The organism is Kribbella capetownensis (assembly GCF_004331485.1).
Lineage (GTDB): Bacteria > Actinomycetota > Actinomycetes > Propionibacteriales > Kribbellaceae > Kribbella > Kribbella capetownensis.
On sequence record NZ_SJKD01000004.1, the window covers coordinates 294,560 to 314,104 of the forward strand.

Annotated in this window: 13 protein-coding genes; 8 read left to right on the forward strand and 5 right to left on the reverse strand. The window is 66.6% G+C overall.

Annotated features, from left to right (window positions below; all coding sequences use genetic code 11):
* Positions 1-8: 8 nt before the first annotated feature.
* Genes E0H75_RS19710 through E0H75_RS19720 form a run of 3 tightly spaced genes read right to left on the reverse strand, consistent with a single transcriptional unit; the run spans position 9 to position 5,154 of the window.
* Positions 9-1,736, reverse strand: a complete 1,728-nt coding sequence (locus E0H75_RS19710; protein ID WP_131515040.1) for an ABC transporter family substrate-binding protein — start codon at positions 1,734-1,736, stop codon at positions 9-11.
* Between the two features lie 22 nt (positions 1,737-1,758).
* Positions 1,759-3,528: a serine hydrolase gene (locus tag E0H75_RS19715; protein ID WP_131515041.1), complete on the reverse strand. Its 1,770-nt coding sequence runs from the start codon at positions 3,526-3,528 to the stop codon at positions 1,759-1,761.
* A gap of 18 nt (positions 3,529-3,546) precedes the next feature.
* Entirely contained in the window at positions 3,547-5,154 is a 1,608-nt protein-coding gene (locus tag E0H75_RS19720; protein WP_131515042.1) for an N-acyl-D-amino-acid deacylase family protein, read from the reverse strand.
* Between the two features lie 149 nt (positions 5,155-5,303).
* Between E0H75_RS19720 and E0H75_RS19725 the strand changes: the two genes are divergently transcribed.
* Genes E0H75_RS19725 through E0H75_RS19745 form a run of 5 tightly spaced genes read left to right on the forward strand, consistent with a single transcriptional unit; the run spans position 5,304 to position 10,414 of the window.
* On the forward strand, positions 5,304-6,479 hold the full coding sequence (locus E0H75_RS19725) for a serine hydrolase domain-containing protein (RefSeq protein ID WP_131515043.1): 1,176 nt from the start codon (positions 5,304-5,306) through the stop codon (positions 6,477-6,479).
* A gap of 6 nt (positions 6,480-6,485) precedes the next feature.
* Positions 6,486-7,466 (forward strand): ABC transporter permease, encoded by a 981-nt coding sequence (locus E0H75_RS19730; protein WP_131515044.1) that lies wholly within the window; start codon positions 6,486-6,488, stop codon positions 7,464-7,466.
* Complete coding sequence (locus E0H75_RS43615) at positions 7,459-8,367, forward strand: ABC transporter permease (RefSeq protein WP_131515045.1); 909 nt, start codon at positions 7,459-7,461, stop codon at positions 8,365-8,367. The genes E0H75_RS19730 and E0H75_RS43615 overlap by 8 nt, the downstream gene beginning before the upstream one ends.
* Positions 8,364-9,398: an ABC transporter ATP-binding protein gene (locus tag E0H75_RS19740; protein WP_202873058.1), complete on the forward strand. Its 1,035-nt coding sequence runs from the start codon at positions 8,364-8,366 to the stop codon at positions 9,396-9,398. Before E0H75_RS43615 ends, E0H75_RS19740 begins: the two co-directional genes overlap by 4 nt.
* Positions 9,395-10,414, forward strand: coding sequence for an ABC transporter ATP-binding protein (locus E0H75_RS19745; protein WP_131515047.1), 1,020 nt, complete (start codon positions 9,395-9,397; stop codon positions 10,412-10,414). Before E0H75_RS19740 ends, E0H75_RS19745 begins: the two co-directional genes overlap by 4 nt.
* On the opposite strand, the gene E0H75_RS19750 is transcribed toward E0H75_RS19745, so the two are convergent.
* Both E0H75_RS19750 and E0H75_RS19755 read right to left on the reverse strand, forming a co-directional pair.
* Positions 10,401-11,147 carry a nucleotidyltransferase domain-containing protein gene (locus tag E0H75_RS19750; RefSeq protein ID WP_131515048.1) on the reverse strand — a complete coding sequence of 249 codons (747 nt, stop codon included), beginning with the start codon at positions 11,145-11,147 and terminating at the stop codon, positions 10,401-10,403. The two genes, E0H75_RS19745 and E0H75_RS19750, sit on opposite strands and share 14 nt — an antisense overlap.
* On the reverse strand, positions 11,092-12,477 hold the full coding sequence (locus tag E0H75_RS19755) for an NAD(P)/FAD-dependent oxidoreductase (RefSeq protein ID WP_131515049.1): 1,386 nt from the start codon (positions 12,475-12,477) through the stop codon (positions 11,092-11,094). The genes E0H75_RS19750 and E0H75_RS19755 overlap by 56 nt, the downstream gene beginning before the upstream one ends.
* Positions 12,478-12,752: 275 nt before the next feature.
* On the opposite strand from E0H75_RS19755, the gene E0H75_RS19760 reads away from it, so the two are divergent.
* The 3 genes from E0H75_RS19760 (at position 12,753) to E0H75_RS19775 (ending at position 19,510) form a co-directional block, all read left to right on the forward strand.
* Positions 12,753-17,987, forward strand: a complete 5,235-nt coding sequence (locus tag E0H75_RS19760) for a DUF6531 domain-containing protein (RefSeq protein ID WP_131515050.1) — start codon at positions 12,753-12,755, stop codon at positions 17,985-17,987.
* Positions 17,984-18,358, forward strand: coding sequence for a hypothetical protein (locus E0H75_RS19765; RefSeq protein WP_131515051.1), 375 nt, complete (start codon positions 17,984-17,986; stop codon positions 18,356-18,358). The genes E0H75_RS19760 and E0H75_RS19765 overlap by 4 nt, the downstream gene beginning before the upstream one ends.
* Positions 18,359-19,036: 678 nt before the next feature.
* The gene (locus tag E0H75_RS19775) at positions 19,037-19,510 is read left to right on the forward strand and encodes a hypothetical protein (RefSeq protein ID WP_131515053.1); all 474 of its coding nucleotides are present in this window, start codon (positions 19,037-19,039) and stop codon (positions 19,508-19,510) included.
* The last annotated feature ends 35 nt before the right edge of the window (positions 19,511-19,545 follow it).

Consider the following 19,545-nt stretch of genomic DNA (forward strand, 5'->3'; position numbering starts at 1 on the left):
GGTGGTCGTCATGAGCCGTCCAGCAGTCCCCACTGCTCGGTGTTGTAGGTCGGGAACGCGAGGCTGTTCTCCCGGATGTTGCCGACCTTCGCGCTGTAGGCCAGGAACGACCGGTTCTGGTAGAGCGGCAGGACCGCGTAGTCCGAGGACACGATCTTGTCGGCCTCCTGCAGATCCTTCGTCGCGGCGTCGGCGCTGGTCGCGGACAGGGCGGCGTTCAGCAGTTTGTCGACCTTCGGGTTGCCGTAGTTGTTCAGGTTGAACCGGCAGAAGGTGACCCCTGCGGGACAGCTCAGGTAGTAGGGGATGTTGCTGGTGGCGGAGAACGGCGACTGTGTCACGGTGCCCACGGTCAGGTCCCAGTTGCCGGCCTGTACGCCGTCGATCGTGTTCGGCACCGGAGTGGATTTGACCTGGATGCCCAGGGGCGCGACCGCAGCCTGCACGAGTTGCGCTTCGCTGGCGCGGAGCTTGTCACCGGCCTGCACGATGAACCGCAGCGTCGGTACCGGCGTACCGTCCGGCGCGACGACCTTCGAGCCCACGCCGGTGTAGCCGGCATCGGTCAGAGTCTTCTTGGCCTTCTCCACGTCACCGATGCCGTACTCGTTCGCCGTGTCCACGTCCGAGTAGCCCGGGTAGCCCTCGATGAAGAGGTGACTGCGCAACGGTTTGGCGGTGGGGTCGAACTGCCCGATCGTCTTGTCGATCACCCCCTGCACGTTGACGGCCTGGATGATTGCCTTGCGCAACGCGATGTTCTTGAGCGCCGGTGCGTTCAGATTGAGCCAGACCTGATGGACCGACGCGCCGGGCGTGACCTGGTACTTCACCCCGGGTAGGTCGTCGACCTGCTGGACGATGTCGACCTGTGGGTTCGGGTAGATCACATCGACTTCGCCGTTCGCCAGTGAGGTCGGCTGCTGGGAGACGTCGGTGATCAGGCGGAACACCAGCTTGTCGAGGTTCGGCGCCTTGCCGTACCACTTGTCGTTGCGGACCATCACCACCGAACCGTCCGAGGTGTACTCCTGGATCTTGAACGGCCCGGCCGAGAACTTCGGCACGTTCTTCGCGAAGCCCTCGTTGAAGCTCTTCTCCAGCCCGGCCGGTGTCGTCACCGACCCGTACGTCGCGGCCACGTGCGCCGGCAGGATCGGGGAGAACAGTGCCTTCCAGTCGACGTACGACTGATCGAACACGACCGTCACCGTCTTGCCGCCGTTCGATCCGGTGACCGACTTGATCCGGTCGTACCCGGCCGTGTTGGAGGCCTGGCACTTCGGGCACTGGCGCGGATCGAGCACCCGCCACGTGTAGGCGAAGTCGTCGGCGGAGATCGGCGTACCGTCGGACCAGACCGCCTTGGGGTTGATCGTGTACCGGATCGTCTGCGGTGAGTCGGCAACCTTCTCGACCTTCGTGGCGACCGGCTCGTTCGGGGCCAGCGAGCCGTCCGGCTGGATCAGGAACACACCGGGCAGTAGGACGCTCGAAACGTCCAGCACCGAGTACGTCGCGCCGCCGGAGTTCAGCACGTTCCAGTTCGAGATCGGGTAGGTGATCGTGTAGGTCACGGTGCCGCCGGATCGCACGGTGGCGGTGTTGGCGGTGTTGAGCGGATCGGACACCCGCCCGTCGCCGGAGGACGTCGTACCGCCACCGCCGCTGCACGCGGCCAGCAGCAGTACGACGGCACCAGCAGCGGCCGCGACTGCGGTTCGAAAAGCCATCATCGGCTCCAGGGGATGAGAAGGATCAGGAACGCAGCTGGGCCACGGCCTGCGCGGCCGCCCAGCCGATCAGCCCGTCGAACTGCGGGGCATTGGGAGCCGGATCGGCGGCCCGGGTGAACACGCCCACGGCGTACCGGCCGCCGTCGGGGAACTCGACGACGCCGACCTCGTTGCGCACCAGTGGCAGCGTGCCGGTCTTGCCGCTGACCGTGATGTCGTCACCGGGGAATCCACTACTCAGGCGATGCGGCCAGACCTGGTTGCCCATCCAGCCGCGCACCAGCGCACAGGCTTCCGGGTCGGCGGCCTCGTCGCGCCAGATGCCGGCCAGCAAGCTGGTGATCTCGTCCGGCGTCGTCCGGCAGGTCCCCGCCGGATCGAGGGCCCGCAGCGCACGCAACTTCTCCACCGGTACGTCGGCCAGCTCGCGTTCGTCGTCGGTGTAGCTGATCGCGAGGTCGGCCTCGATCGACGCCAGGATCTCCGCACAGTTCTGCGGTACGGCGGTCCCCGGCAACCCGAGCTCGGCCAGCAGCGCGGCGACCCGATCCTTGCCGACCCGATCGATGACGAGATCAGTGGCCACGTTGTCGCTGATCACCATCATCAGCAGGGCGAGGTCGTTGTAGGAGATGAGCGTCGGATCGCGGTGCATGGCCAGCCCGTACGGCGAAGCGACGAGGCCCTCGGTCGGCACCGTGATCCGCTCGGTGAGGTCCACCTCGCCGGCCACGGACTGACGCGCGAGTTCGAGCGCCACCGGGACCTTCAGAACCGAGGCGGTGACCACCGGAGTCTCGGCATCGACGCCGACCGTCCGGCCGGTGGCGAGGTCACGCGCGTGCAACCAGATCTCGGCGCCGAGCTCTCCGGCGTACGCGCGGATCTCGTCCGGGGTCGCTGCGGTTGCGGTGACCGGCGAACGGAGTTTGGTCGGGACAGACCTGAGATTGTCGACGAGGATCCGCGCCACCGATCCCACCGCGGCGTCGACCGCGGGGAGACGGTAGTCCGGGTCGTCGGTCCGTACGAAGGACGCGACGGCGTACTGGCGTCCGTCGGGAGTTCGGACGACGCCGGCCTCGTTCCGCCAGAACCGGAGCGTGCCGGTCTTCGCGCTGACGATCGTGCCCGTCTCGGTGAACGCGCTGCGGAGTCGGTGCGGCCAAGCTTGCCCCGCGAGAATGCGACGCATCTCCGCGCACTGCTCGGGAGGGGCTGCCTCGTCGTTCCAGATCGCGGCGAGCAGTCTGGTGATGTCGCGCGGCGTCGAGGCCTGCAAGGTGCGATCCGGATCGATCGCCCGGGCAGCTCGCCACGCCTCCAGTTCGAGCTTGTCGGTGTCCGGGATGTCGGTATAGATGGTCTGGTAGATGTCGTCGCAGGTGCCATCCACCCGGGTCGCGGTCAGCCCGAGCTCCCGCACGGTCGCGTTGATCGACTCCGTGCCGAGCAGGTTGACGAGGATGTCGGTGGCCGCGTTGTCGCTGACACTCATCATCCAGTACGCCAGATCGCATAGCGACAGCTCGATCGGGTCGGCCATCACCGACAGCCCGGTCGGGCCCGCCGAGCGACCGTCGACCGGTACGTCCATCCGGGTCGCCGGATCGAGCCGGCTGTCGCCGAACCGGCGGAACAACTCCACCAGCACAGGGATCTTGAACACGCTCGCCAGTACCACGGGCGTGTCCTCGCCGTACCCGGTCTCCTTGCCCGTGGCGAGGTCGACCGCGTGCACCCAGGCTTGCGCATGCACGGGCCCGAGCACCTGCTCCAGCTGTTCCTTCATGCCTTCTCCTTCGCGGGGCTACTGGCCACGGCGCAGCGCGCGGCCGGGCAGGTTGCCGGTGGGTACGCCGCCGGCGAGCGCGACCGTGCCGTTCACGACGACGTGCTGCATGCCGACGGCGTACTGGTGCGGTTCCTCGTACGTCGCCCGGTCGGCGACGGTGCCGGGATCGAACGCGATCACGTCGGCATAGTTGCCCGGAGCAAGCACACCGCGATCGCGCAGTCCGAGGTTGCCGGCCGGCAGGCTGGTCATCCGGCGGACCGCTTCAGGCAGGGTGAGTAGCGACTCCTCGCGGACATACCGGCCGAGGATGCGGGCGAACGTGCCGTAGGACCGCGGATGCGTCGCACCGTCGGAGTACGGCGCCTCGGTCGCGAACGTCTGCGCGTCCGAACCGACCGAGACCCACGGATTGCGGAGGGCGCTGCGCAGCACGTCCTCGTCCATCATGAAGTACATCGCGCTCAGCGACGGCTCCTGCTCGACCAAGCGGCAGAGCATCTCGACCGGGTCCTGGCTGTCGGCGTCGGCCGCCTGCTGCAGACTGAGTCCGCGGTACTTCGCGACCGGCCCGTTCGGATCGGGGAGCAGCATCACGCCGTCGGCACCACCGGCGGCGAGGTAGAGGTTCTCCCAACGCGGTGAGGGAGTCACGACGGCCTCGCGGATCCGGGCACGTTCGGCGGGGTCGGCGAGGCGCGCGGCGAGCGCCTCGTGACCGCCGTCGTGGAAGTCCGGCGGAATCGATGCTCCCAGCGAAGTCTGACCTGCCAGGTACGGGTAGATGTCCGCGGTGACCGGCTGACCGGTCGCGCGGGCCGCCTCGACGCGCTCGATCGCCTGCGCCATCTTCGGCCAGTTGTGCCGGCCCGCCGCCTTGAGGTGGTAGATCTCCGCGTGCACGCCGGCCCGGCGGCCGATCTCGATCAGCTCGTCGACGGCCTCGAGGAAGTGGTCGCCCTCGCTGCGCATGTGCGAGATGTACATGCCGCCGCGCTTGGCGAGGACCGTGGACAAGGCCACGAGTTCATCCGTCGAGGCGAAGCATCCGGGCGGGTAGATGAGTGCGGAGCCGATCCCCAGGGCGCCGTCGGCAAGCTCCTCGTCCAGGATGCCGGTGACCGTCGCCAGTTCGGCCTCGGTCATCGGGCGGTCGTCCGCGCCGGCGCCGATCATCCGCAGGTTGTGCGCTCCGACGAAGCTGGCGACGTTCTGCACGACGCCCTTGGTCTCGAGGTGGGCGAGGAACTCCGACAGCCGGTCCCAGACCAGCTCGGGATCGCCGGCGTCGCGAGTGGCCTCGAGCTCGGCCCGGATCGCCGGGGTGAACGGGCCGATCGAGATCCCCTCGCCGAAGATCTGGGTGGTGACGCCCTGGCACAGGTCGGACAGTCCGCGACCGTCGCGTTCGAGCGTGAAGTAGGAGTGACTCAGGACGTTCACGAAGCCCGGCGCGACCGCCAGACCGGTCGCGTCCAGGACCTCGGTGTCCTGGTCGTCGCGGGCCAGCTCGGGCCCGATCGCGACGATGCGGTCGTTCTCGATCACGACATCGGCGGCCCGGCCGGGGCCGCCGGTGCCGTCGTGGACAGTACCGCCTCGGATGATCAGAGTCGTCGACATGCGAGCATCCTGAGCCGCTGCGACGGCCGCGGTACTCGTCCAATCGGCCGAAGTCGGCGCCGATCTTGTGTGCGATACGACGAAGAGCCGACCTGGACCCACCGGCTGCACTGGGCTGCGAGGTCCGGACGACGACACGGAGGTCGGGAATGGCGAGCACACCCTCGAGACGGACGCTCCTGACGGCGTCCTTGGCCGGCGTCGCCGCGGCGAGTCTGACGGCGCCGGCTGAGGCGGCAGCGGGGTCCGCCCGCGGGACGACCCAGCGGATCGACGAGATCGTGGCGGCGATCCGGCCGCCCGGCGTCGGCATCACCGTTGCGGTGAGCAAGCACGGCCGCACGATCTTCACGAAGGGTTACGGCCTGCGCGACCGTGGCAAGCCCGACGTGTTCACCGGCGAGGACTTCTTCGAGGTCGAGCAGCTGGACGACCGGCTGCACCTGTCCCGCGGCAAGCGTCCCGCGACCGGCGACACGATCTACAACCTCGGCTCGATCAGCAAGGGCTTCACCTCGGCCGCCGTACTGCGATTGCACGAACGCGGCAAGCTGTCTGTCCACGATCCCCTCGGCAAGTACCTGCCCGGGTTTCCCCGTGGGGCCGCGATCACGTTGCTCCAACTCCTGCAGCAGGTCAGCGGCATCACTGACTACAACCAGTTCCCGCTGTTCGAACCGGCGTACGACGCCTTTGTCGCGAGCGGCGAGCGGGATCACTCGGAGGTGGTGGCGAAACTGCAGACCCTGCCGCTGCAGTTTCCGCCCGGATCGCAATACGCCTACAGCAACACCAACTACCTGCTGCTGGGGCTGGTCGTGCAGAAGGTGACCCGGATGACGCTGGGGGAGTACCTCGCGCAGTCGTTCTTCCGGCCGCTGCGGATGCGCGACACCAGGCAGAGCTATCCGGAACTTGGCAGCCGGGATGTTGCCCTCGGCTACTACGCCGCAGCGGACGGCGTACGCCGGGCGTACCAGTGGAACCTGCCGTGGATGCTGGGCGCGGGTGGAATCACCGGGACCGCGGAAGATCTGGCCCGATGGGATGCGGCGCTGCTGCGACCAGGGTTGTTCCGGGCCGAGACGCTCCAGTTGATGTTCACGCCGAACCTCGGCAGTTATGCGTGTGGCTGGGTCGCCCAGACGTACGAGGGCAAACCGCTCATCTGGCACAACGGCACGGTCGGCGGCTTCCACGCGATGCATGCGTTGTTCCCCGACGACGGCATCGCGGTGGTGCTGCTCGGGAACGACCAGACGACGCAGGCCCAACTCGACCCGAGTGCGACCGCCGTGTTCGACGCGATCACCGCGGCGCGGTAGGCCGACGTGCTGACCTACACCATCCGCCGGTTGCTGGTCTCGATTCCGGTGATCATCGCGTCGACGTTCATCGTGTTCCTGCTGGTCACGCTGTCCGGGGATCCGCTGGCGAACCTGAAGGGACGCAACCCACCACCGTCGCCGCAGGTCGTTGCGGTGGAGGCGGAGCGCCTGCATCTGGATCAGCCGATTCTGCAGCGGTACTGGACCTGGATCACCGGGGTGGTGCACGCCGACTTCGGGCCGTCGGTCCGCACCAACGTCGACATCGGCCACGAGATCGTCACCCGGTTCGGCGTCACGCTGCGGCTGATCGCGGTCGCCGTCGTGCTCGCGCTGCTGCTGGCGGTGTTCGTCGGCGTGGTCAGTGCGGTGAAGCAGTACTCCGGGATCGACTACGGCTTCACCTTCGCCGCGTTCCTGTTCCTGTCGATGCCGTCGTTCTGGTTCGCGGTGCTGCTCAAGCAGGGCGGGATCTCGCTGAACAACCTCGTCGGCGGGCAGGTCGTCTCCACGATCGGGGAGAGATCGGTCATCGTCGAGGGCGGGACCTGGGCTCATCTCACCGATGCGGCCGGCCACCTGGTGCTGCCGACCATCTCGCTGGCACTGATCTCGTTCGGTGCGTGGAGCCGCTTCCAGCGGGCCTCGATGCTCGACGTACTGAACAGCGACTACGTCCTGTTCGCCCGGGCGAAGGGACTCTCGCGACGCCGGGTGGTGGTCAAACACGCGCTGCGGACCGCACTGATCCCGATGGTGACGATCACCGCGCTCGACTTCGCCGCGCTGATCTCGGGAGCGGTGATCACCGAGACCGTCTTTCAGTGGCGTGGACTCGGCGACTTCCTGGTCAGCTCTGTCAACGAGCGCGACGCGTACGCCGTACTCGCGTGGCTGCTCGTGGTCGCGGTCGCCGTCATCGTCTTCAACCTGATCGCCGACCTGCTGTACGCCCTCCTCGACCCACGGATCCGTTATGAGTGAGCATCTGTCGACCGTCGCCGCACCCACCACGCGGCCGGTCAGCACCGTCAAGCAGCGCAGCCAGCGCGAGTTGGTCCTGCGCCGATTCCTCCGGCACAAGGCGGCCGTGATCAGTCTGGTCCTGTTCATCGCGATCGTGCTGCTGGCCTTCGTGGGCGGCGCGGTCTGGCGGTACGGGTACGCCGACATCACGCCGGCGGCGTCCGTACCACCGTCGGCCGAGCATCCGTTCGGGACCGACAACTTGGGCCACGACACGTTTGCCCAGGTACTGCGAGGCACTCAGCGATCGATCGAGATCGCGCTGCTGATCGCTTTGCTGGCCGGCTTGTTCGGCACGCTATGGGGTGCCTTCTCCGGCTACTACCGCGGTCTGACCGACAGCATCATGATGCGCATCGCCGACCTGGTCCTGACTCTGCCGCTGCTGGCGGTCGCCGCCGTACTGACCCGGGCGACCTCGGGCTCGTGGTGGTTCGTCGCCCTGGTGATCGCCGCCTTGCAATGGGCGTACGTCTCCCGAGTGGTGCGCGGCGTGGTCCTGTCGCTGCGGGAGAAGGAGTACGTCGAGGCCAGCCGGGCACTCGGGGCAACCGACCGGTGGATCATCTTCCGGCATCTGATTCCGAATGCGCTCGGCCCGATCATCGTCAACGTCACGATCCTGGTGGCGGCGGCGATCCTGGTCGAGACCGCGCTGTCGTTCCTCGGCCTCGGCGTTCAGCCGCCGGACACCTCGCTCGGTCTGCTGGTCAGCGAGGCCGACACAGCGGTCAGTACGCGGCCCTGGCTGTTCTACTTCCCGGGCGCGTTCATCGTGCTGATCGCGCTCACCATCAACTTCATCGGCGACGGACTGCGGGACGCGTTCGATCCGACCCAGCGGAAGGTGCGCCCGTGAGCGACCCTGTGCTCGAGGTCGAGGACCTCACCGTGTCCTTTCCGACCGAGGACGGCGTGGTCCGCGCGGTCCGCGGCGTCAGCTACCAGTTGCGCCGTGGCGAGGTGCTCGGCATCGTCGGCGAGTCCGGCTCGGGCAAGTCCGTCACCTCGATGGCGGTGATGGGCCTGCTGCCGGCCTCGGCCCGGGTCGGCGGCTCGGTCCGGTACCGCGGGCAGGAGCTGATCGGCGCCCCGGACAAGGAGTTGCAGCGGATCCGCGGCGGCCGGATCGCGATGGTGTTCCAGGACCCGATGACGTCGCTGAACCCGGTCTACCCGGTCGGCGACCAGATCGCCGAGGCCGTCCGTGCGCACAACGACGTCAGCGTGGCGGCCGCACGCGAACGCGCCGTCGACCTGCTCGCGGCGATGCAGATCCCGCGGCCGCGGGAACGCGCGCGCGATTTCCCGCACGAGTTCTCGGGCGGGATGCGGCAGCGGGTCGTGATCGCGACCGCGATGGCGAACGATCCGGACGTGATCATCGCCGACGAACCGACAACGGCCCTCGACGTCACCGTGCAGGCCCAGGTCCTGCAGGCTCTGGAGACCGCCCGGGCCGCCACCGACGCCGCGATGGTCCTGATCACCCACGACCTCGGCGTCGTCGCGGGATCGGCCGACCGCGTCCTGGTGATGTACGCCGGACGCCCGGTGGAACTCGGTGGTGTCGACGACATCTACTACACGCCGCGGATGCCGTACACACTCGGACTGATCGGCAGCCTGCCACGACTGGACGGGCGATCGGAGCGCCTGGTCCCGATCACGGGTGCGCCGCCGTCGTTGCTCGATCTGCCGCCGGGCTGCCCGTTCGCGCCGCGATGCCCGATGCGGGCGGAGATCTGCGACACCGACGAGCCCGATCTCCTCGCGGTCGGCGCGACCGATCATCTCGCGGCGTGCCACTTCTCCGCCGATCTGGACGGAAGGCGACCCGAGGACGTGTTCGCCCAGACCTCGCTGGACAGTGCGGGAGGAGCCCGATGAGCGAGCAGCCGCTGCTGTCCGTGCAGAACCTGGTCAAGCACTATCCCGTCCGGAGCAAGGGCGTGCTCCGCCGTCGCAACGGCGACGTACATGCCGTCTGCGACATCTCGTTCGACCTGCATCGCGGTGAGACGTTGGGCCTGGTCGGTGAGTCGGGCTGCGGCAAGTCGACCACCGGTCGCGCCGTACTCAACGTGCAGCCTGCGACGGCGGGCAAGGTGGTGTTCGACGGAGAGGACCTCGGGGCGGTCGGCTCGGCCCGGATGCGCAAGCTCCGGCAGCGGCTGCAGATCGTCTTCCAGGACCCGTACGCCTCGCTCGATCCGCGGATGACCGTGACCGACGCGATCGCCGAACCGCTACGCATCCACGGCCGGTACGACGACGAGGGGCCGGGCCGTGTGCGTGAGCTGCTGGCTACGGTCGGACTGAATCCCGAGCACGGCAACCGGTACCCGCACGAGTTCTCTGGTGGCCAACGGCAACGAGTCGGCATCGCGCGATCCCTTGCCCTGCGCCCCGATCTACTCGTTCTCGACGAGCCGGTCTCAGCCCTGGACGTGTCGATCCAGGCTGGCGTGGTGAACCTGCTCGAGGACCTGCAGCAGGAGCTCGGGCTGGCGTACTTGTTCGTTGCCCACGACCTCTCGGTGGTGAGGCATATCGCTGATCGGGTTGCGGTGATGTATCTCGGTCAGATCGTTGAGATCGGCAACCGGGATGAGCTGTTCGACCGTCCGGCCCACCCTTATACGCAGGCGCTGATCTCCGCGATCCCGCTACCGGATCCACGCCGGGAGCGAATCCGGGCCAGGGAGCGGATCGTGATCAGCGGTGACGTGCCCAACCCGGTGAGTCCGCCGAGCGGTTGCCGCTTCCGCACTCGTTGCCCGAAGTTCGCCGTACTGACTGAGACCGAGCAGCGCCTGTGCGTTGAGGAGACGCCGGCGCTGACCGAGCGTGGCCAGGGGCATCCGGCCGCGTGTCACTACGCCGAGGTGCTCACCGTCGTGTAGCCAGCGCCCGGAGCGGATCGGCGAGCTTCGTGGCCAGCTCCGGATCCGCGGCGTCGATCTCGGGCAGGAGTACGTGGATCGCGGCGCGGAAGGCACGGGTCAACTCGCCGATGTCGAGGGAGCGGACAAGCGTGTCCTCGACCGGTTTGGTGATTGCCTCCGGCAACAGGTGGAAGCCGCGACCCTGCGATGTCGGTACGCCGTGACGAAGGCACATCAGTGCGAGCAGATGATCACGGAGTCCGCTGATCATGTACTCGGCCTGCCAGTCCTTGCCGCGGGCAATGCTGGAGCGGGCGTGGAGCGCGTACAGCCAGGCCAGCCCGATCAGGTCCTTCGCCGCGGCCTCGGCGAATGGCTGCTGCTCGCTGGCCTCGCCGAACAGCAACGCGAACGTCGGACCGAGCGCGCCGAAGTCGCCCGTGGGAGCGAACGCGATGTCCACCTGGAGGGTGTTCCGCAACAGGAAGACGCGGTACACCGTCCCGCGCACCCGCATGTCCATGTGGTCCACGCAGCCGTGGTCGGCGTACATCCGGCCGGTCCAGTCGGCCAGCACGGCGGCCTGATCGGCTCCGTGCGCGAGGCCGAAGGCGAGGTCGATGTCCGACCACTCGTCCTCGGCCCCGGCGGCCGCCGAACCGGTCAGCGCCGCTGCGGCGATCCGGTCGTCGTGCTCAGCTGCTGCGATCAGCCGGTTCCGCAACCGCAGGCGTTCCTCCACTGTGAACATCCGCCAAACTTAACTTGGGCAGGGCAGCCTCGTTCACGAAGGCGTCCCGGGGGCGTTGGACCGACGCCAGTGAGACGATGTCGCGGCCATGGATCGCGGCGGCGAGCCAGACGGACAGCACCCGCATCTTGCGGTCCCAGGTCGGCACGGCCAGGACGTGGTAGCCGCGGTGCATGAGCCAGGCGAGGAAGCCCCTGACCACGATCCAGCGGAACTGGAAGATCCCGGTGCCCAAGCCGAGGGTCGCAACAGCTCCGAGCGTGTGGTGGACGTAGTTCTTCGGTTCGCGGCCACGCAGCGACGCCAGCAGGTTCTTCGCCAACCGCTTCCCTTGCCGTACGGCGTTCTGCGCGTTGGGCACCGTGAAGGCGCCGGGGACCGGGGAGGCGAGGTCCGGCACGGCGGCATCGTCGCCGGCGGCCCACGCGTCCGGGACCACCTCGGTCTCGGTGCCGACCCGCAGATCGGCGCGCGTCTGGATCAGACCGCGGTCCGTCACCGGCAGGTCGGTGTGGCCACGCACCAGCCGGGTCGCGGCGTTGCCTGCCGTCCAGACGAGCAGTTCCGTGTCGTACTCCGTACCGTCCGACAGGATCACGTGGCCGTCGTCGGCCGACAGGAGTGTGGTGTCGAGGTGGAGGTGGGCGCCACGCCGTACGAGCAGCGAACGCACCCATTTCCTGGGGCCGTCGGTGACCTCGGGCAGGATCCGCTGGGTCGCCTCGACCAGGTGGAAGGCCAGATCGTCGCGGCTGAGCTCCGGGTACTTCTTGAGCAGGGCGTTGGCCAGCGACAGGAGCTCACCGAAGCCCTCGACCCCGGCGAAGCCGCCGCCCACGAACGTCACGGTCAGGAGGCGCCGCCGCTCCGGCCCGGGCGGGAGCACGGACGCCTCGTCGAAGGCGGTCAGCAGCCGGTCGCGAATCGCCACCGCCTCCTCGACGTGCTTCATGCCGATCGCGCGGTCGGCGACACCGGGCAGGTCGAACGTCCGGGTGACCGCACCGGCCGTCACCGCGATGATGTCGTACTCGAGTTCGTACTCAGGCCCCTTGACCGGCTGGATCGTCACCGTGCGCCGGCCATGCTCGACCTTCGTCACCGAGCCCGCGATGAGCTTCGTGTGATGCAGGTTCCGCCGCAACGAGATCGCCGCGTGCCGCGCCTCCACCGATCCGGACAGCACCTCAGGCAGGAAGGGTTGGTACGTCATGTACGGCCGCGGATCGATCACGATCACCTCAGCCTCACCGCGCCGCAGCTTCTTCTCCAGCTTCCACGCCGCATAGAAGCCGGCATACCCACCACCGACCACAACAATCCTGCGCACCGCTGTCTCCATCCGTTCGAGTTCTCACCAACTAGGACAGGGCAGCCCACCGATTTGTGACATGGATCAGCTCGAGCCGAGTGGCGGGCCCCGCATGGTAACTGCCGCGCCCTGAGGGACGGCACGATGACCGAACCCCGTCGATGCATTGCAGCATGATGCAATGACAGGGAGTTCTCTTGACGTGACGGTGTGTAGGTCCCCATGCTCGTACGGCGCCGGGTGCGGCTGGGGGCCAAGGGGGTTCTGGGGCCGGCGCGTGACTGGGGATGATCATGCGTCGTTTCGCTGCGTTGCCATTGTCTGCCCTTCTGGTGTCGCTGCTGGTTCCGCAGGCTGCCGCGTCGAGTGCTCCCGCTGATCAGCGGGCCTCGGTGCCGGTGCAGGTGGTGCAGGCCGAGACCGTTCATCGCGCGAAGCCGCCGAAGCCTGCGATGTCTGTGGCGGCGCGGCACGAGCAGGTCGAGCAGGATCTGCCGAAGGTGGGCCATGGCTTTGACTTGACGAAGGCGAACTCGGCTACTGGCAACGAGAAGTCTGCCGCGCCGGCGGTGGATTGGTCGATCAGCAATGAGCGGTATGCGCCGTTCAGGAAGCCTGCTTTCACGGTCTGGGGTGACGCGATCGTTGACTTCTCCGGTCCGGTCGTGGCGAACTCCTGGACAGTGGACATGGCCGTCGTCGATGTGGCCAGTGGTCAGGAGATCAGTCTGCCGAGTCAGCCCTTGTTTTGCGGCGGTGCGTGCAGGACTGCGGCGATCTGGTCGGACACGCTGGGCGCGGGGTTGACGCCGGGCAGGTTGTACAAGGGCAAGTTCCGGGTCAGGAACTCCAGCACCAGTTCGCCGTGGTTCACGTTGAGTCAGTCGCAGCCGGCGTTGTTCACGCCCGGGATTCCGGGTGATCTGGCTGGGCAGTGTGCGTGTAATGCCGGGAGCCAGGCATATCGGGGGGATCCGGTCAACACGGCTACGGGTGCGTTCGTTGAGTCGTTCACGGACGTGCAGGGGACGGGTCCGGGTGTCCCGTTGCAGGTGTCAAGGTTCTATTCGTCGTTGTCAACGGCAGTTTCGTCGTTCGGCAAGGGGTGGAGCTGGGCGTACGACTCTTCGTTGACCGCGTCGGCGAGCGAGGTGGCAGTGCGGTTCGCTGATGGGGCGACCATCAAGTTCACGAAGGACGCCGGTGGCGCATGGCAGTCGCCTGCCGCGGTGAAGCAACGGCTTCGACCTGTCGGCACAGGGTGGGAGCTGCGGACTTCGGACGGCACGACGTACAGGTACGACGCAGCCGGGCTGCTGACCGGGATCGTCGACGCTGGTGGGATCGGTGTGGCGCTCGCGTATTCCGGGGGGAAGCTCGCGACGGTCACCGAGCGGAGTGGGCGGGTCGCGACGCTGACCTGGGACGCGGATCGGATCGCGAAGCTCAGTCTGTCCGATGGTCGCGAGGTGTCGTACGGGTACACGAGTGGTCTGTTGACGCAGGTTACCGATGTTCGCGGTCAGGCCACGTCGTACGGGTATGACGCGAGCGGCCGGATTGTCACGGTCACGGACGCGCTGGGTCGCCAGACCACGAAGAACACCTACGACGCCACGACCGGCCGGGTGTCGAGCCAGACGAACGCGACCGGGGACGTGACGGGTTTCGAGTGGGACGAGGCCCGGGGTGAGTCCGACACGATCGATCCGAACGGTGGCGTGTGGACCGATCTGTATTCGGGCGGTGTGCTGGTCGCCCATTACGGTCCGGACGGCAGGCGGACGACGTATGACTACGACGGTCGCCTGAACAAGGTCCTGATCACGGATCCGCGGTTCGCCGAGACGGTGATGACGTACGACGCGCGGGACAACATGTTGACCCGGACCGCGTCGGCGCCGTTGTCGTATGTCGAGTCGTGGACGTACGACGACGAGGACAACATCACTTCGGCCACGGATGGGCGTGGGCAGAAGACGATCCTCACCTATGACACGGCGAATCGGTTGATGTCGTCGACGGATCCGGGCGGCGGCAAGACGGAACTCACCTACACCGCGGTGGGGCAGTTGGCGACGCAGAAGACCCCGGCCGGGCATGTCACGACGATGGACTACGACACCGCCGGGAATCTGATCGCGAAGACGAGCCCGCTGGGGTTCGTGGAGCGGTTGGAGTACGACGCGGCGGGCCGGGTGATCGCGAGTCGTGATCCGCGCGGCAGCGTGGAAGGCAGTACTCCGGAGGAGTACACGACGCACTTCACCTACGATGCCGCCGGCAACATCTTGACGACGACTGCGCCGGATGACGCCGTGACGACCAACGTGTACGACGAGGTCGGCAAGCTGTCGAGCGCGACGGTCGCGAACGCGGGCGGGACGGTGCTGTCGGCGACCGGATACAGGTACGACGCAGCCGGCCGCACGGTCGAGACCTCCGACGCGGCGGGTGTCACGTCGACGACCAAGTTCGACTCGCGGGGCAACCGGAGCGAGTCGACCGACGCGACCGGTGCGAAGACCACCTACAGCTATGACTCGATGAACCGAACGGCGTCGATGACGACACCGCGCGGCTATGAGACCGGTGCGGATCCGGCGGCGTTCACCTGGTCATACACCTACGATGCCAACGGCAACCAGCTGACCAGCACCGACGGTGCCGGGCGGCAGACCAAGCAGACCTTCGACGTGCTGAATCGGGTCAGCACGGTCACCGCACCCGGTGGTGGGGTGACGACCACGACGTACGACGGTGCGGGGAATGTGTTGACGTCGAAGGATCCGCTCGGGCGGATCACCACGAACGTGTACGACGCGGCCGGCCGGCTGCAAAGCACGGCGGTACCGGGACTGCAGCCAACGACGTACACCTACGACCTGGACGGCCACCAGTTGTCGATGAAGTCGCCGAGCGGCGGCTCGGTCACGACCTGGACCTACGACGCCGACGGCCGGCAGATCACGCAGACCGATCCGCGGGGCAACGTGTCCGGTGGTACGCCGGCCGACTACACGACCACCTACGGCTACGATCCGGCCGGGAACCAGACAACCCAGACCGACAAGCTGGGCAAGGTCACCACGCAGGCCTATGACCCCAGTAACAACGTCACCAGTGAACGCGACCCGCTCGGCAACACCACCAGCTACGCCTATGACGCGCTGCAGCGGTTGACTTCGGTCACCTCGCCGGTCGCCTCGGCCACGACGACCTACACCTATGACTCGGTCGGCAACCTGGCCGAGCGCAAGGACCCACGCGACGGCGTGACCAAGTACGGCTACAACCCGCGCGGTGACCTGACGTCGGTCATCGACCCGCTGGATCGCAAGCAGACGTTCGGGTACGACGCCGAGGGCAACGTCACCGAGATCATCAAGGCCCGCGGCTACGCCTCTGGGGATCTGCCGGCCTACACGATCAGGCAGGCCTACGACCTGCGCGGCCTGCGGACCTCGCTGACCACCGCCTCGACGGCGGCGAACGCGACCTTCGGCTACGACGCCGACGGGTTGCTCAAGACCTACACCGACGTCACCGGCACCACGACCCTCACCCGAGACACCGCCGGACAACTCACCGGGGTGACGCAGCCGCAAGGCAACTACGGCTACACCTACACCCCGTACGGCGAGGTCCTGACCCGCACCCAGCCCGGCAGCGTCACCAGCACCTACGGCTACGACACCGACGGCCGCGCGACGACGCTGACCTCGGACGGGCAGACGACCGGCTTCGGCTACGACGCCGACAGCCACCTGACCTCCATCGTCTACCCGGCCACCAGCGGCTACACCCAGACCCGGACCTACGACCGCACCGGCGACATCGCGGCCGTGGCGAACCAGAAGAGCGGAGCCACCACGCCGCTGAGCCGCTACGACTACACCCGCGACGCCAACCACAACCCGACAGTCGTCAAACGGACCCGGGGCACCACGGTCTACAACGAGGCGTTCGAGTACGACGCCGCGAACCGGATCACCAAGAACTGCCTCGACGCCACCACCTGTACGGGTGCTGCGGCCTCCGTCGGGTACAGCTACGACGCGAGCGGTAACCGGCTGACCGAGGACCGGGCCGGCGTCACCAACCCCGGCACCACCGCCTACAGCTACGACGCTGCCAACCAGATCATCAACCGCACCGACCCCGGCGGCACGGTCACGCCGTACAGCTACAACGCCGACGGGCAACTCGAGGGCAACCGCACCTGGGACGTCCTCGGCCGCATCACCACCGAAACCACCGGCACCCAGACCACCAGTTTCACCTACGACGCGCTGGGGCTGCGGCGCACCGTCGCCAACACCGCCGGCACCAAGAAGCTGTCGTGGGACATCAACAACCCGATCCCGATGATCGGCGTCGAAACCCGCACCGACGCAAGCCTCTGGCGCCACCGCTACGCCCCCGACGGCACCGCCGTCTACGTCGAACACCCCGCCAAGACCTACCCCCGCTCGCTCCTGTTCGGTGACGCCCTCGGCAGCATCACCGACGTACTCGACCAAACCGGCGGCGCCCGCTGGCGCTACGGCTACGAACCCTTCGGCGCCAAACGCACCACCGAAAAACTCAACACCACCGCCGAAGACCCCTCCCTCGGCTTCACCGGCGCCTACCTCGAACCCACCACCGGCAACTACCACGTCCGCGCCCGAGACCTCGACCCCTCAGGCACCTTCCTCTCCCCAGACCCCCTCGCGCCGGACCTAGCTGACCCGTACGTCACCGCCTACGCCTACGCCAACCAACAACCAACCCTCCTCACTGACCCCACCGGGTTGACGCCGAAGTCGTTGGGAGACTTCTGGGATGGCCTCAAGGCAGTTGGCAAGAAGCTCGGTGAAGTCGGCAGAACAGAGCCACAAACCCGAGGCCGGCAGATCGCTGTAGGAATAGGCGGCGGCGCGGCAAGCCTCGGTGATATTCGGCTTGGCGGCGGACAGACGGACCTATCTAGAAGCACGTACTACGGCTGGACGGCAGATCACCTCGGCGTCGACGGTACCGAAGGCGGCGCCATCCTCGGCGAACTCATCTTTGCCAGCATGCCCATCCCAGGCGCAGGAGCAGCCGGGGTGGGCACCGCCTGCAGAGCAGCTGAGCTGGCACGCCTAGGGCTGATGCCGACTGACGCCGCCAGGGCTCTGAAAATAGCCACCGAAGCTGCACGCTCCGGAGCGGGTGCGGACAACGTCGTAAATGGGCTGCGGCTTGCTCAGCAGTTGGCCCGAGAGTCGGCTTCGTCGGCCTTCACAGGCTCTGGTAAATTGAACCCCGGCGCGATCAGTGGCGCGAATCTGATCATTCCAGGCAACAAGTTAGGGAACAAAGCACTAATTCAACGGCTGACGGCCGATGGTAGCGATATCGCGGACTGGGGTAAGTACACCTCTCGTACCTATCAGAGTCTATCTGGTAATTTCCAGGTTCATTTCTACATGAATCGGCGTACGGGAGCCGTCGACTATGGATACGATTACAAGGTAATTTTTAATGGAGTTCCTCGATGAGAGTTGTCTGTGTCGACGTACCCGTTCCCGTGATCGGGATGGAGGTGGAGTCGAGTCCTTGGGTCACCCTTGATCGTGAGTATGTTGTGCTTGCCATCTCGGCTGAGGCTGGTGGCCGAGTTCAACTGCAGTTGGTGACCGATGACAAGGACACGCTGGGCTGGTTTGATGCGGGCTGCTTTGTTTGTGTGGAGGGCGATGTTCCATCAACTTGGGTTGTCCGGCTTGGAGAGAAGGGTCTCCTCGAGTTAGGTCCTGAGGCCTGGCTGGCACCTGGTTTTTGGGAGGCGTACTACGACGGTGATGCATCGGCTGCGGACGCAGTGGAGTCGCAATTGGCAGCGATCCTCGGTACGGGAAGTCCAGGGTAAGACCGTATCTGTCGGGGCGACGTTTCCCCGACTGGCTCAAGGAAGGCGTCATCGGTGCCGGCGGCGGGCTTGCCAAGACGGGAGAGGAGTTCGGCGGGATTGGTGAGCTGAGGCAACTCGGCTGGCAACTCGCCACCGGAAAGAGCGAATCCGAGTGGTACTACCACTTCGCGGACAAGTACACAGGCGTCGACGGCACCGAAACCGTCACCCGAGGCGCCGAGTTCGTCGCCCCCCTCCTCATCCCCGTCGGCGGCGAAATCGGCGCCGCCTGCCGACTCGCCAAACTCGGACCCTTCGGTCTCGACCTCGCAAAACTCGGCAGGCCACCCGCTTTGGCCACGAAGCCGCTGCCCGTAGGCTTCGCCGAAGACGCCGTGAGGACGGCGTACCAAGGAATGAACAAGGGAGGTGGCCACGCGATTCGACATCTCCGCGAGGAAGGTTTGATCCCGAACTCTGGCAGCCTTGCGTCTCAAGTCAAGGTGTTTGAGGAACTCACCTCGCCAATACTACAGTCGCCAGCTAAGACGTTCGATTGGAATTTGGGTCAGATTGCCACACGAGCCTTCGCAGGGTCAGTCAATGGTCGGACGGTTGTCTATTTGTCGCCAAAGAAGGCGATTATCAGGGGAAGGTCCTCACCGCGATCGTTCCTGATCTCGGCCAGATGGCCGAATGGGGATTGAGATGAATCAGTTACTTGAAGGAATTGGCTGGTTGCCTTCGAAGGTGATTCTGTCTCTGTTCGTCGTAGGTGCGGACGATGTCGTGAGGCGTCCGCCGGGCAGCGTGAATTTGGTGAATCCCATCGAAGTGAAGTCGTACTGTATGGAGGATCCGGATCGAGAGTTGGGTGATCGGGCGGTCTACGAGCATGATCTGATCTTCGATGCAGTCCCAGACGCACTGGAGACAGTCGTCACCGGATGGCTGGGGGCAGCGGTCGATGCGGGGGCCGAGGTTGCATGGTTCGGGTTTGAAGGATCCTTTCACTTCGACAATCTGCTTACCGGTGGTGTTGCCGGCGAATTGTACGGCGTTGCTGATGTCTCGGGAGTCGTAACGGCCCTGGATGATGAGCGCCGCAATAACGAAGCCTGGACTCGACAAGTGGAAGATTTCCGGATGCGACTACTGTCCGGCACATAAGAGCACCATGGAGCGGCCCCGCTTGGAGCGGTGCG

Excerpts from the sequence above, each read along its gene's own strand:
- E0H75_RS19710 (WP_131515040.1), bottom strand. The coding sequence starts at position 1,736 with ATGATGGCTTTTCGAACCGCAGTCGCGGCCGCTGCTGGTGCCGTCGTA.
- E0H75_RS19715 (WP_131515041.1), bottom strand. The coding sequence starts at position 3,528 with ATGAAGGAACAGCTGGAGCAGGTGCTCGGGCCCGTGCATGCGCAAGCC.
- E0H75_RS19720 (WP_131515042.1), bottom strand. The coding sequence starts at position 5,154 with ATGTCGACGACTCTGATCATCCGAGGCGGTACTGTCCACGACGGCACC.
- E0H75_RS19725 (WP_131515043.1), top strand. The coding sequence starts at position 5,304 with ATGGCGAGCACACCCTCGAGACGGACGCTCCTGACGGCGTCCTTGGCC.
- E0H75_RS43615 (WP_131515045.1), top strand. The coding sequence starts at position 7,459 with ATGAGTGAGCATCTGTCGACCGTCGCCGCACCCACCACGCGGCCGGTC.
- E0H75_RS19745 (WP_131515047.1), top strand. The coding sequence starts at position 9,395 with ATGAGCGAGCAGCCGCTGCTGTCCGTGCAGAACCTGGTCAAGCACTAT.
- E0H75_RS19750 (WP_131515048.1), bottom strand. The coding sequence starts at position 11,147 with ATGTTCACAGTGGAGGAACGCCTGCGGTTGCGGAACCGGCTGATCGCA.
- E0H75_RS19760 (WP_131515050.1), top strand. The coding sequence starts at position 12,753 with ATGCGTCGTTTCGCTGCGTTGCCATTGTCTGCCCTTCTGGTGTCGCTG.
- E0H75_RS19765 (WP_131515051.1), top strand. The coding sequence starts at position 17,984 with ATGAGAGTTGTCTGTGTCGACGTACCCGTTCCCGTGATCGGGATGGAG.
- E0H75_RS19775 (WP_131515053.1), top strand. The coding sequence starts at position 19,037 with ATGGGGATTGAGATGAATCAGTTACTTGAAGGAATTGGCTGGTTGCCT.